General features: G+C 37.3%; 12 protein-coding genes and 1 pseudogene. All 13 read right to left on the reverse strand.

From position 1 onward, the window contains the following. Positions 1-119: 119 nt before the first annotated feature. The 13 genes and pseudogenes from KFE17_03715 to KFE17_03775 all read right to left on the reverse strand — a co-directional run bounded on the left by KFE17_03715 (position 120) and on the right by KFE17_03775 (position 12,523). Positions 120-1,316, reverse strand: coding sequence for a hypothetical protein (locus tag KFE17_03715; protein QUO32869.1), 1,197 nt, complete (start codon positions 1,314-1,316; stop codon positions 120-122). Between the two features lie 3 nt (positions 1,317-1,319). Continuing rightward, positions 1,320-2,186 carry an ABC transporter ATP-binding protein gene (locus KFE17_03720; protein ID QUO32870.1) on the reverse strand — a complete coding sequence of 289 codons (867 nt, stop codon included), beginning with the start codon at positions 2,184-2,186 and terminating at the stop codon, positions 1,320-1,322. Then, positions 2,177-2,911, reverse strand: a complete 735-nt coding sequence (locus KFE17_03725) for a hypothetical protein (GenBank protein ID QUO32871.1) — start codon at positions 2,909-2,911, stop codon at positions 2,177-2,179. Before KFE17_03725 ends, KFE17_03720 begins: the two co-directional genes overlap by 10 nt. Positions 2,912-2,913: 2 nt before the next feature. After that, complete coding sequence (locus tag KFE17_03730) at positions 2,914-3,375, reverse strand: sigma-70 family RNA polymerase sigma factor (protein ID QUO32872.1); 462 nt, start codon at positions 3,373-3,375, stop codon at positions 2,914-2,916. A 240-nt stretch (positions 3,376-3,615) separates the two neighbouring features. After that, positions 3,616-3,732, reverse strand: a pseudogene (locus tag KFE17_03735) (inositol monophosphatase). A 76-nt stretch (positions 3,733-3,808) separates the two neighbouring features. Continuing rightward, a complete protein-coding gene (locus KFE17_03740) occupies positions 3,809-4,129 on the reverse strand; it encodes a TfoX/Sxy family protein (protein QUO32873.1) in 321 nt (106 codons plus the stop codon). Between the two features lie 26 nt (positions 4,130-4,155). Beyond that, positions 4,156-4,551, reverse strand: coding sequence for an SRPBCC family protein (locus KFE17_03745; protein ID QUO32874.1), 396 nt, complete (start codon positions 4,549-4,551; stop codon positions 4,156-4,158). A gap of 434 nt (positions 4,552-4,985) precedes the next feature. Next, positions 4,986-6,677: an AAA family ATPase gene (locus KFE17_03750; protein ID QUO32875.1), complete on the reverse strand. Its 1,692-nt coding sequence runs from the start codon at positions 6,675-6,677 to the stop codon at positions 4,986-4,988. Between the two features lie 64 nt (positions 6,678-6,741). Continuing rightward, the gene (locus tag KFE17_03755) at positions 6,742-9,123 is read right to left on the reverse strand and encodes an FtsX-like permease family protein (protein ID QUO32876.1); all 2,382 of its coding nucleotides are present in this window, start codon (positions 9,121-9,123) and stop codon (positions 6,742-6,744) included. 16 nt (positions 9,124-9,139) lie between these two features. Further along, positions 9,140-9,805: an ABC transporter ATP-binding protein gene (locus tag KFE17_03760; protein QUO32877.1), complete on the reverse strand. Its 666-nt coding sequence runs from the start codon at positions 9,803-9,805 to the stop codon at positions 9,140-9,142. A gap of 148 nt (positions 9,806-9,953) precedes the next feature. Beyond that, on the reverse strand, positions 9,954-10,982 hold the full coding sequence (locus KFE17_03765) for a HAMP domain-containing histidine kinase (GenBank protein QUO32878.1): 1,029 nt from the start codon (positions 10,980-10,982) through the stop codon (positions 9,954-9,956). Further along, complete coding sequence (locus tag KFE17_03770) at positions 10,979-11,668, reverse strand: response regulator transcription factor (GenBank protein ID QUO32879.1); 690 nt, start codon at positions 11,666-11,668, stop codon at positions 10,979-10,981. Before KFE17_03770 ends, KFE17_03765 begins: the two co-directional genes overlap by 4 nt. 225 nt (positions 11,669-11,893) lie before the next feature. After that, on the reverse strand, positions 11,894-12,523 hold the full coding sequence (locus tag KFE17_03775) for an alpha/beta hydrolase (protein ID QUO32880.1): 630 nt from the start codon (positions 12,521-12,523) through the stop codon (positions 11,894-11,896). Positions 12,524-12,780: the final 257 nt, after the last annotated feature.

Below are 12,780 nucleotides of genomic sequence, written 5' to 3' on the forward strand. Positions count from 1 at the left end.
GTATGAAATTGCAAAAGTAACTTCAAGCTTCAACTCAAATCTATTTTTTATGCAAACAGCCATTTACAAGTATAAAATAGCAGAAAGATACAACTACTTTTGTCTATAAATTAGTTTACTTATTTTTTCCTTCTCACAAATCCTCTGTAAGCAAACACGCACAACAGCAAAATTACCACGCTATAAATCACCGGCACATACTCATAGCTTTTCAGATACATTCCGCCCAGTTTCCAAAATCTCTCATAAAACAAACTTTCCCAACTTGCAAAAGGCCCTGGGAGTAAAGATGCGATTCTCCGCAAGGTTATCATCCAGGATGGAATCATTTCTTTTACCACAGATAATAAACTTAACAAAACTCCCACCAGAACAGGCCCAAAAGCACTGTTCATTCTGGCAGAACAAAACATCACCACAGCCGCCAGAACAAGCAGGGAAATCTCACTGGCAAAGAATAATAACAACAGCATCTCTCCTATGGTAAAGGGATAACTGCTAAGCAAAAGTGTGTCGATTATCTGCATAGGTACATTAAGACTGCCTGCACCATAGATAAGAATTTCCATTGCCAGACTGAGGCCAAAAGTAATCGCTCCAAGAAAGAAGGTAAAAGAAAATCCTGTAACCAGCTTTGCTGCCACCAGACTTCCATGCCCCTTCCCGGAAGAACGCTGAAGCATATCCATACCCGTACTGTATTCCTCTGCAAAAACCGGTGCTACACAAACTGCCACCGACATGGCTAAAACAATCATATTAGACATCCAATACACAGAAAATTTTTCATAGCTCTCACAATAAAAATAGGTAAATGGTGTGGCGATTTTCTGATTCTGCTCTCTATGCTCCTGGATTGCACCAGAATCAAGCCCTGCTGCTTTCCATACCTTCTCCATGTTCTTCTCTCTTGCGGCATAAAATTTATCCGCTGGGATTTCTCCCTGAAATTCAGGTACGAGGCTTTCCATCCACCAGGAAAGAAGTTGTGCCGAGGCAAACTCCCTTTGTGCTGTTTTATAATTTTCCCAGGTAATTTTACCGTTCTCTCTGTCTTTTAAATAAGACTTATACTCCTGTGCATGCTCCTCTAAGAATTCCTTTTTCAGCACAGTTCCATTTAACTTTTCTCCGCCTTCACGCCTGATTTGAATTTCTTCCAAATGGCTCATCACCTTATGGTCATCTACATAAACACTGCCGAACAGAGAAAGATTAGAACACAGAAGTACCACAAACAACATGGCAAAAATACTAATCCAGACAGATTTTCGCTTAAACATCTTCTTATACTCAAAGAAAACCAACTCCCTCATTTTCTATTCTCCTCCTTCTCCTTTGAAATAGTAAAGATACAAATCTTCCAAAGTAGCCTCCACGCTCACAGCATCTGCAGAGGGCCTTTGTGCACCTACAACCCGTAAAAATGCACCCTCAGTGTCCTCTCTCATATTCACCACCGCATATTGCTCCAGTATCTGCGCCTCCCTGGCAGGGTTCACCTTACATTCCCAGACCTTTCCCTGAATCGGTTCCAGAATTTCCGACAAACTTCCTTTCTGAAGAATACTACCTTCTTTCATTAGTAAAATCTCATCAGCAATATACTCGATATCCGAAACAATATGCGTCGACAAGATTACAATCCTGTCTTGACCCAGGCGGGAGATCATGTTGCGGAATTTTACCCTTTCTTTTGGATCCAAGCCTGCAGTAGGCTCATCTAAAACCAGAAGCTTCGGATTATTTAGAAGTGCCTGTGCAATTCCAAGCCTTTGCTTCATTCCTCCGGAGAAAACTGCTATTTTCTTCTTTTCCGATCCCTTTAAATTCACTGCTTCCAGCAATTTCTCAATTCTTACCTTTGCCTTATTTCTGGGAATCCCCTTTAGTGCTGCCATATACATCATAAAATCCCAGGCTGTAAAATTAGGATAATACCCAAATTCCTGTGGCAGATACCCAAGACAATTTCTATATTCCTCTTCTTTTACAGAAAACCGGTCCAAAGAAATTTCACCACTGTCAGGGCTTAACACACCGCAAATCATGCGTAAAAGTGTGGTTTTTCCTGCCCCATTCGCTCCCAGAAGTCCGTAAACCCCAGGTTGCATTTGCAGAGACACCTTGTCTACTGCAATTTTTGCAGAAAACTGTTTTGTCACACGGGAAATTTTCAATTCCATACACATACCTCCAGATTTTTTCTATATTGTTTTATTTGCCTTTCCAGTATCACTGCCAAAATCACTAACATTCCCATCCAGAAAACCAAATACGCCTTTTCGTACATCCAATCCATTCTCTCTATAGAAAAAATGTGAACACCTGCCATCGCCACTCCCATCCCAAGACTTACATCCCGAAGCTCCAGAGAAGGGATTCGTCTGCAAATCCAAAGAGAAGAAACGGAATTAAAAAGTAATGGAACTGTCAAGTAAAAGAGACAGGGAATCACATCAACTACAGAATTCCGAGAAACGAGAATACACCCGCAAATGACTAGAAGAGTTGCTGCACCGGACAAAAGAAACAATCTTGCCAGCATCACCTGTTCCAGACGATGCCTTGCACTCATTTCCAGTTCCTGCATCCCGAAGCGTACTGATTTTGAAATCTCACTAGCTAGAAGTGCCACCATAAATGGGAGTACCGCACAAAAAGCTGCCATCATTCCCCTGGAAAAGCCTTTATCCATAAGGAATTTTCCCAGAAAAAAACCTGCAAAAAACAAAACGATATATCCTGCCCAAACCAGTTTTCCAATATAAAAAAACTGAATCCGCAAAAATTCCCAAAAAGAAATCTGAGGATAAGAAAAGTTCTGCAAAAATTCCTCCTTTCTTTCAGGTACCGGAGGAGAATATAAGTTTTCCAGTTCTGTCTTTAATATATCCTGATTTTTTTTCATCTTCACACCTCATTTCCAACACAAAAATATTCTCTCAATCTTCTCAATGCTTCCTTTTCTCTTCGATATACTGCAAATCTGGATAATTCTAGCACTTTACCCACTTCTCCTGGACTCAACCCATCCACATAGCGCAACAAAAGCAGTTCCTGAGTCTGCCTGTCCATCTGAAGAATAGCCTGTTTTAAATCCAGAGAAAGTTCTGCCTGTTCCAAAGGCCAAACATGTTCTTTTACTTTGTGTTCCACTTCTTCCTGTAATTCCTCTTTTTTCCGATAAACATCTATACAAAGATTTTTTGCAATGGTATAGAGATAAGCTATCTGTTTTTCCGGATGCAAAGAAGGATTCCTGTGAAAAAAACGCAGAAAAGTTTCCTGTGTTAAATCTTCTGCCAATTCTTTTCTGCCTGTATGAAAATAGCAATACCGATAAAGCCGGTCATACATTTCTTCCAACTCCATGTTTTTCCCTCCTTCTATGATGTATAACGAAATTCTCAATCCAACTGTGCGGAGAAATCATAAAGAATTTTGCAAAAATTGAATGCAGAACTAATTTCTGGTTTGGATCCACAAAAAATTTCCCCAAAAGTAACTTCAAGCTTCAATCCAAATCTACCTTATATAGTTAAATAGTCATTTGCAAGCATAAAATAGCAGTAAGAAAGTTTTCACTACTCTCTTACTGCTATCAAGTCTCTAATATGGAATCCCATTAAAAAAACTGCCTTTTCCTTTCATTGTGTAAAATACATCTTCATGAAAAGGATCATATACAATTCCCATAACAATTTCATCCTGCTGGCAAAGAGCTAAAGATCTTCCTGACGTTTCTTCGGATTTTTAACTTGTTCTTTCACAACAGTTTCGATTGCAGGACTAAAACGTAAGCTGTTTATTTTTTCTTTTTAGGTTTTGGCATTGGTAGTTCATCATACATTGCATTAAACAACCCCGTTATAAAATCTTTATTATCAATTTCTTCCACTAATAACATTTCTTTGGCATTTTGGTATGGAATTTCGTAAGTAACTGTCGGCATATAAGAAATCGCAGAAGTTGTTGGTTTTACCAACAACTTATCATCATATATACCGCCAACGATTTTTCCACGATAATAGATAATAAATTCTCCCATCATTGCACGATATGTTATTTCTTGTAATTCTGATAATTGTTCTAAAACAAATTGTAAATAATCTTTACTTGAAGCCATTTCTAAATCTCCACTCTTAAATTTTATTATTCCAATGCTTTCTTTAAGTCCAGCACAAATTGCTTTTGTTGTTTTTTCAAATAGGTTTTTACAAAAGGTTTCATAAACCACTTTTTAGGTATCACATTTTCTGTAAAGTCTATTTGTGTTTCATTCCCTTTGTCCTCAAAAATACCAATCCAGTGACCTTTCATGTTGCTATTATCCATATCAAATTCCCAGCGTTTATATGGTTCTACAACGGTAACGGTAAATGTAGTAGCGTATCCATTTTTTGTGTATTCAATAAATTGTTTGTCATTTATTATTTCTGTTTTGCTCAAATCACTTCGCCATAAGTTATATTTATCAACAGCTAAAACAATGTTCCAAACTTTTTGAATATCATTATTGATAATTGTATTTATATTGGAAACTGCCACTTTTTCATTCCTCCTTTTAAAATTACCGTTTATCGTTTTTTCATATCCACATTATAGCATTCTCATATCGGCCCTACAATAAAATTTTATGTACCGATAATCTTATTGAACGACTCTAACAGACGCCATGCACCGCATAATATACAGGAGAATTATACAAACTAATATCTATATACACGTTGAGATACCTGCTCTAAAAGTATTGCTAATATCCCACCTGAGATGAAAACAAATGGGATACCTCTTGTATTTTGCTTTGCATAATATGTTGAAAGACAGATATTATATACTTTCTGAGATTATAAATCAAAATAATATTCATCTGTTCTTTTAGCATTATTTTTATAACATAATTTTAACATTCTACTCTCCTAGCACTATCACTTCCTATTATTTAATAACAAGTTTACTGAAAAAAAGATGTGACTCATGTATCATGAGTCCGCCAGTTTTACTTTACACCGTTTCATATAACACGCAATTCCATATTTCAAAATTTTGTCTACTCCGTTTTCCCGAAGTTCCTCATCATACTTCCTTTCCTCTACCTGCTTTAAAGCTCTTTCACAGGCAGCATCCAGGTTTCCGTTATCTGCATATTTCACTTCGATCAAAATTGCAGTTTCACTGTTCTCCGTTTCTATCAAGATATCGCTGTAACCTTCTCCGGTTTCCTGATTGGAAAAGACTCCCCATTCTTCTTTGATACCCAAAATCCCAAGCAGAATACCATGATAAAAGTTCTCTTTCATTTCCTTTCTTACAAAGGTGTCTCGGATACTGATGGTCTTTTTCAGGTAACTTTCAAAAATATCTTCAACCTTCTTTTCCTCTCCATTTTTCAATGCCTCACAAAATCTGCCAAGCATATCCCCATCTTTTGCAACACTTTCTTTGAAATAATCCATAATCTGTGTTTTAAAAATATCCCGGATTTCCAAATTCGGTATCCGCAGCTTGAATTTTCTCGCATCCACCTGACCGGACTGCGTTAAATACCCGGTTGAAAATAATACGCTCCAGATATTTTCGATGGACTCATACATTTCCTTATAAGTCAATTCCGGATGAATGGTTTTTGTGATGCTCTCCCCGGCCATCAAACGCTCAATCTCCCGCTTTGTGGTCAGATTTTTCGACTGCCGGATAAATTCTTTCACTTCTGCGTTGCTGCTTGTATTGATCCAGTAATTCTGAGGAATTGCTTCTCTGTTTGTACGCAGACTTCGAAGATAGGAAACCACATCCCACGGACAATATACATCCACGTTTCCAAAGCGGTATCCATCATACCATTCTTTGATACTTTCATACTTATCCGTACATTCATAATACGTTAAAAGGTCACATACCTCCTGATCTGTAAAGCCAAAATATTCATCAAAATCGACATCTGCGATCGTAAAGGTTGTAAAATTATTAAGTCCTGTAAAAATACTTTCTTTCGAGATGCGCATACATCCGGTCAACACGGCAAGCTTCAGACTGCTGTTTGTTTTTAACGCCTGTTCCAATAGATTGCGGATCAGAAATACCATCTGGTCATAGTATCCATTTGCAAAAGCTTTTGCTAACGGAACGTCATACTCATCAATCAATAAGATCACTTTTGTGCCATAATGCTTTTCCAACAATTCTGACAGCCTTCTCAGTCCGCCGCAAAAAACAGCCTCACTCATGTTGCTGTCCAAAAGCACTTTATAATCCGACTTGTCATAGTCACTCAAAACTTCACTGTCAAGAAGAAACTGCATGCTGCCAGCTGCAGTTTTCATAATCTGCACAGCAAAATCAAAAGCGCTCTCATAAGTAGCTGCATTAATTCCTTTTAAGGAAACAGAGATCACGGGATATTTTCCCATATATCCGTCGCACAGCTTCGAATCTTTTAAAATTCCCAAACCATCAAAAATACTTTTATCTCCCTCTATGGAAAAAAAGTGCTCCAGCATACTCATATTTAAAGTTTTTCCAAAACGTCTTGGTCTGGTAAAAAGATTTACCATTCCACCATTACGTAGTAGTTCAGAAATCAATCCTGTTTTATCAACATAATAATAGTTATCTTTTATAATCTGCTCAAAATTTTCCACTCCTACCGGAAGGCGTTTCTTTTCTTCACCCATGTTATTCACACTCCTTCACTGTTGACTATATTATAGCAAAGATCCACGTAAAAACCTATACCTATTATTCCATTGTTCTGATTTGGTCAACAAGAGGTTGCTTTTTCAAATTTCCCGTTGTATATGCAATTAATATCAACTGAACAGCCAACAGAACAGCCGAATATATCGATACAACCGGCCATGGGAATGAATAGAAAAAATATGGATTTAATGACCGCATGATCTGAATACATAAAATCCCAAATCCAACTCCTAAACTCACTGTTACAAGCACAGCAAAGAGTGAATAAATCATGCCCTCATAGCAAAGCATTCTGATGAGTTGTTTTTTGCTTAAACCAATCGCCTGTAACATTCCAATTTCCTGCTTCCGAGACAAAAAATTTGTAATGGTTGTATTTACGAGATTGATCAGCGAAAAACACACAACAATGATAGCTACTATCAGAAATGCACCGAAAACTAGTTGCTGATTTCTATTATAATAATTTACGCTTTCTTCTATGGTATCCATAACCAAATCACTGTTTTTATCTATCAGCTGATTTAATGAAGTTTCAATTGTATCGAATTTATCTTTGTCTGTAATTACGGAAATAGTACCTGTGCAATCCATCCCGGTTCCCTCATTTATAAGTTGTTCCGGGAGAGTAAAACATTTATCGAATCCCGTATAATTATAATCGCTTACTATGCCTTTCACAGTATAAGTTTTCATCATAATATCACCGGATACATTTTCGTAATCAACTTCTACTGTATCACCTAAAGCAACATCCATTCCATTGAGATCTGCACGTTCTTGTAATAGGATAATTCCTTTGTCCGCAATCAATTCATCATAATCAGCAGTTCCTTTTATGAGATTTTTTTCTAAATCAGATTGTTCATCTTGACTAAATCCCTGAATCCAATCTTCTGAAATTCCATTTACACGATATTCTGCGTCCGTATAATACCACCGCTTGATTCCGGTAACACCATCGATATCTTTGATTGTTTTCACAAAATTTTCATTCAGCATATTTTTTTGTTGTAATTTCGTCAACGAAACTTTTGCTGTATCAAAGGATTGATTAGCATTAAGGTGAATATTAAATTCGCCTTTTGAAAAATCTCTCCCACGGGCTTCTGCAACTCCATCATAGGAAACTAATATCGTTGAAATCAATACAACTAACACTCCTCCAAATGCGAGTGAAAATATGGTTAATATAGATTTTGTTTTTTGCCTGGACAGATTCATTTTAGCAAGTGATGCAGGTGTTATTTTTCGGTACAACGCCGAACTTTCTTTCGATATTCCTTTATAATCCGAATATCGAAGAGCCTCCATTGGAGATACTGCGGCAGCTTTTTTTACAGGAGTATGAATAGAGAGCATTACCATTGTAAAAGCAAAGAGCCCACACCCAATCGTCACACATAAGGAAGTCAGCCAGTACCAGCCCTCCGGAATCAGAAAATATCCGATTACGTTACCTATAATCAAACCAATAGAAATCCCAACAGCAGCAAGTAACTTCCCTTCTCGGTAAACCATTTTTTTAATCTGCCGTTTCGTTGTTCCAATCGTGCGAAGCTGTCCATAGTTACGTATATTGCTTGCAACGGAAATATAAAAAATGGAATAGATCACAATGCCGGAGCCAATAAAAGTTACAAATCCAATCACGAAATAAAATAGCATTTCATTTCCAGAATTTTCGCTCTTCACATGAAAATAAGTGGAGCGAACAATCACATTATCATCGGGGATGTGTAGTTGTTTTGCAAGAATGTCTGCATATTCCGTAGCATCTTCTTCGCTCATGTTTTGAGCGTCTTTTAATCCAAGGTAATAATCTATAACCGTATTATTTCCATACTGTTGTTTCACTAATTCTTTCGATATAATAGCTGTATATCGTCCAATATCTCCGGTTTCAACATTTAAGATTCCTGTCAACCTGAAATCATGATTCATCCCGTCAGAAAATGGTATTTTAATTGTCTGTCCTAATTCAGTTGAATACCCTAAGCTGTCCAAAAAAGATTCCTGTACTACAATTTCATCTTCCGCAGTTGGTAACTTTCCCGAATAAGGCATACTTTGAGATTTTAGCATATCTGCATTTGCGTAAGTAAAATTTACGGTTGAATGGTTTATTTCTTCAGAAAATGCATTGAAAAATTCTCCAATCCACGCAATCTCTTTTTCTTTGTATAATTCCGAACCCTCTTTTTCTGAAATTGCATGATATACAATCTGTGCTGTTTTTTTATTTAGATTTTTTGTTTTCTGTGTAATTCCAAATCCATAAAGGGTTATTGCAGATAATAATGTACTCGCAAGTGCAATCGTAATAATAATAAAGATATTTCTTTTTCGATTCGCTGATATATTCCTGCCCGAAATACGCTTTATTATGGTTTTTGTATCATTTTCAAAAGGCCAAGTCATAACATTTCACCCCTCCTCAATTTACAATCTTTCCGTCCTCAATACGGACAATCCGATCTGCAAGTCGGGCAATCTCATTGTTATGTGTAATCATTACAACTGTCTGGTGAAACTCATAACTGGTCCGTTTGATCAATCCCATAACATCTACACTGGTTTTAGAGTCGAGGTTACCTGTAGGCTCATCGGCCAGCACAATTGCAGGCTTAGCAACCAGAGCTCTTGCTATCGCAACTCTCTGCTGCTGACCGCCGGAAAGATTATTCGGCATATTCTTTAGTTTATCTTCCAGCGCCAGCATATGAACTACCTCATCCATAAATCCCTGATCTACCGTATCTCCATCCAGTTCTACCGGAAGGACAATATTTTCATAAACATTCAAGATTGGAACCAAATTATAATTTTGGAAGATAAAACCAATATTTCTTCTCCTGAAAATCGTCAGCTCTTCATCGTTTTTCTTTGCCAGTTCTTCTCCACGTACAATGACCTTTCCACTGGTAGGAGTGTCTAAACCACCCATCATATGAAGCATCGTAGATTTTCCGGAACCTGAAGTTCCCACTACCGCTACAAATTCTCCTTCCTCTACTGAAAAATTCACACCGTCTAAAGCCTTTGTAATATTGGGTTCTGTGCCATAATATTTCTTTAAATCAATTGTCTGTAAAATACTCATATTTTATAAACTCCTTTCTGCCTTTCTTTATGATAGCTCTATTATAAAATACAAATGTCTCAGAAATGTCCGAGAAAAGGAACAAAATTCAAGGAATTTTAACCTGAATTATTACAAATCTCGGACATTTCAAAAAACTATCTTTTATTTATCTCGGCAGAAAAATAGAAAATGCTGATCCCTTTCCCACCTGTGATTCCACAGTAACATAACCGCCCTGCTGTGTCAGAATTTCCCTGGTCAGATAAAGACCGATTCCAACACCCGGCTGATTATGAATCTCTTCTTCCCGGTAAAATCTCTTGAAAATAGATGCCTGATTGCTTTCTGAAATTCCTTTTCCTGTATCGGATACTTTTATTTCCACATACATTTCCCATTGCGCTACAGACACATTTACATGTCCACCTGTCGGGGTATATTTTACTGCATTGTCCAATAGATTAAAAATTGCTTCTTCAGTCCATTTACTGTCATGGGATACGCACAGATCCTCCGGACATTCCACCGATACATGGCTCTTTTTTTGTTCTGCAGAATATAAGATTCCACTCATAGCCTGAGCCAAAGTATCATATAAGAAATGCTCTTCTTTCTCTAATTGAATCACCCCGGTTTCCAAACGGGAGGTTTTGACTAATGCCTGTATTAAAAAATCCAGTTTATTAATCTGTCCTCTTACACTTTTAAGAAACTCATTTCTCTCCTGTTCTTCCAGAGGTTTTGTCAAAAGTGTATCAACAATCATCTTCATGTTGCTTACCGGAGTTCTGACCTGATGGGAAATATCTGACACCAACGACTGTAATTCCTGCCGTTCTGCTTCTACCTTCCGGTTACTTTCCTGCAAGATGTTATACAGACGTACCAGGCGATGATGGATACGGGCAAAAATTGTCTCCCTGTCTGATACATTTTGGGGTTCCTGACTACGATTCATCATGTCATCAAGGATCTGGCACAATTCAGAAGTGAAATTTGACAGTCTCATTCCCAACAGTTGTACCATAAAAAGCATCCACAGTATTGCACAGACTATCAAAGCCATCCCAACCCATAACACTACAATATTTTTGGTCAGAAAGAATGCGACCAATATGATTGCTGTCATTGTGAGTGTCATTCCGGCAGTTAGCCAAAAAAACATCCTTTTTACAGAAAGTTTCTTTCCTATCATGCAGGTTCACCTCCGGTCCATTTATATCCCATGCCATATACGGTTTTGATATATACTGTTCCGTTTGTTTCAATCTTTCCCCGAATACGGCTTAATGTTGTAGTCAGCGTATGCTCGTCCACATAATTCTCTGTACAGTCCCATATTTTTTCTAGCAACTGTTTTCTTGTTAATACACGATTGCGGTTCTGACAGAACAAGTTCAGCATCCGGAATTCCAAAGTGGATAAGGTTAATGGTTTTCCGTTGAGCATAGCCGTCTGCTCTGCAAAATTTAAAAACAGCCTGCCATCATCAAAGACATCCTGCATAGATACATGATGCCGCATCATACGCAGTACATTTTCTACTTTTCTCTGTAAAGAATGGATAGAAAAAGGTTTTGTAATATAATCTACTGCTCCAAGTTCATATCCCCGGATCTCATCACTTTCCCTATCATTTGCGGTCAGAAAGATTACAATGGTATCACTATATTTTTCCCGGATTGTTTTTGCAATCGCATATCCATTTCCATCCGGAAGGTTAATATCCAATAGTACCAAATCAAACTGCCGGCTTTTTAGTACTTCCATGGCTTCTTTTACCGTTTCCACAGAAACAATCCCATAGGATTCTGACTGTAGGTTGTAAACTAACATTTTATTCAAAAGTTCATCATCTTCTACAATTAAAATCTGTTTCATTCTTTTCATCCTTTATGACAATTTGCTATAGTTTTGATTCTTATTTTACAACAGAAATGTCCTAGAAATGTTACAGATCGAAAAAATTATGATTTTCTTTTTGGAATCTTAAAAATCTCTTGTAACGCAAAAAGAAGATGCATGTCACCACACATCTTCTCATCGCTTACTAAGATCAATTTATACCGTTTGCTTAAAATTTAGAACCAATTAATTTTTTCTTCTCTAAATTGAGGCATATCTATAAAAATTACTGAGAATCTTTCCTAATTCAACTGGATTATCTTTATTTATCTCATGTCCGGCATGAGGAATAATCTCTAATTCAGCATGATTGATCTGCTGTTTTAATTCTATGGCTGCAGACATATTTGCCTTATCCTTTTCGCCACATAACACAAGTACCCGACAATTTATTTTTTCTAAATCCTTTTGAAAATCTAAATCCATCATGGATTTGGACAGGCTGATAAAATCATTTTTCCCAAATCCCATTTTGCGAAAACTCCTGTTTGGCATAAGGTGAAATATCATATTCTGAAATTTCAATAACCGCTTCGGCATGACATATTGCGTACCAATTAATACCAGAGATGCTACTTTCTCTGCATGTTCTAATGCATAATGCAAAGCAAGGATTCCACCCAATGAAAGACCACATAAATGCAGAGGTTCTTCTTGCTGTTCACAATAACTCTCCAGTGCATGATATAAATTAAAATAGCTGGCTTCTTTTCCTGAAAGCCAGTCAGATAAATCAGGACAGCCGACATCCAACCCCAAATCTAATCTCTTAATTGTAGTTTCCCAGTCCGAAGGAACTTGTCCCAATCCATGCAAAAATATGTATTTCATTTGATTTTTCCTCTTTCAATTTTAATCTTGTAAGATTTAGAAAAGGGACTGTCCATGCCGCAGCACTAAACATTCCCTTCTCAAGGTTGATTTTTCCGTTGTCTGCCACCCTCCGACACCTGCGTTCGGAAAACATATCAGATTTTAGGTGTCAAACCCACCGCTGATGCACAGCTTTTCTAATTACATTCTACACTTCACCCATCGCATCACTTATACTATATTTTCCCATCTATCAAATCATAACTCATGTCCAA

Origin of the sequence: Faecalicatena sp. Marseille-Q4148 (assembly GCA_018228665.1) — a bacterium.
GTDB lineage: Bacteria > Bacillota > Clostridia > Lachnospirales > Lachnospiraceae > UBA9414.

Bases quoted from the DNA above. Each gene is read 5' to 3' on its own strand.
- KFE17_03715 (QUO32869.1), bottom strand. From the start codon at position 1,316: ATGAGGGAGTTGGTTTTCTTTGAGTATAAGAAGATGTTTAAGCGAAAA.
- KFE17_03720 (QUO32870.1), bottom strand. From the start codon at position 2,186: ATGGAATTGAAAATTTCCCGTGTGACAAAACAGTTTTCTGCAAAAATT.
- KFE17_03725 (QUO32871.1), bottom strand. From the start codon at position 2,911: ATGAAAAAAAATCAGGATATATTAAAGACAGAACTGGAAAACTTATAT.
- KFE17_03730 (QUO32872.1), bottom strand. From the start codon at position 3,375: ATGGAGTTGGAAGAAATGTATGACCGGCTTTATCGGTATTGCTATTTT.
- KFE17_03740 (QUO32873.1), bottom strand. From the start codon at position 4,129: ATGGCTTCAAGTAAAGATTATTTACAATTTGTTTTAGAACAATTATCA.
- KFE17_03750 (QUO32875.1), bottom strand. From the start codon at position 6,677: ATGGGTGAAGAAAAGAAACGCCTTCCGGTAGGAGTGGAAAATTTTGAG.
- KFE17_03755 (QUO32876.1), bottom strand. From the start codon at position 9,123: ATGACTTGGCCTTTTGAAAATGATACAAAAACCATAATAAAGCGTATT.
- KFE17_03760 (QUO32877.1), bottom strand. From the start codon at position 9,805: ATGAGTATTTTACAGACAATTGATTTAAAGAAATATTATGGCACAGAA.
- KFE17_03765 (QUO32878.1), bottom strand. From the start codon at position 10,982: ATGATAGGAAAGAAACTTTCTGTAAAAAGGATGTTTTTTTGGCTAACT.
- KFE17_03770 (QUO32879.1), bottom strand. From the start codon at position 11,668: ATGAAACAGATTTTAATTGTAGAAGATGATGAACTTTTGAATAAAATG.
- KFE17_03775 (QUO32880.1), bottom strand. From the start codon at position 12,523: ATGAAATACATATTTTTGCATGGATTGGGACAAGTTCCTTCGGACTGG.